Source organism: Cupriavidus sp. SIMBA_020, assembly GCF_046535395.1.
GTDB classification, from domain to species: Bacteria; Pseudomonadota; Gammaproteobacteria; order Burkholderiales; family Burkholderiaceae; genus Cupriavidus; species Cupriavidus campinensis.
The window spans coordinates 1-273 of the sequence record NZ_JAWRWU010000545.1 but is presented as its reverse complement, the minus strand read 5'-3'; the positions used below and the strand labels follow the sequence as shown (position 1 = coordinate 273).

Below are 273 nucleotides of genomic sequence, written 5' to 3'. Positions count from 1 at the left end.
ACCGCTTCGGCTTTCCGTCGCTCGAGAAGCTCGCGGCGGCGGGCGGCAAGTTCCTCGACGACGCGATCGAAATGATTCGCGCGTACCCGGCCGTCGCGCAGTACGGCGCGTGAGCGGCGCAACGTGGAGAAAATCGATGACCAACCAAGCCGACGAACTGAAAGCGCGCCTGAAGAAGCTCAATGCCCAGGCGACGCAGGCGAAGATGGATCTGCACGACCTGTCCGAGGAACTGCCGACCAACTGGGAGCAGATTCTCGCCGTCGCGCAGCG

At 64.1% G+C, this 273-nt stretch carries 2 protein-coding genes; both read left to right on the top strand.

Translation table 11 applies throughout. The annotated features are described in order from the left end of the window. Window positions 1–113, top strand: a 113-nt coding sequence (locus tag SB751_RS30445; protein ID WP_410749077.1) for a DUF269 domain-containing protein, incomplete at its 5' end; no start/stop codon positions are given. A gap of 23 nt (window positions 114–136) precedes the next feature. After that, on the top strand, window positions 137–273 hold a 137-nt coding region (locus SB751_RS30440; protein WP_410749076.1), incomplete at its 3' end, for a CCE_0567 family metalloprotein.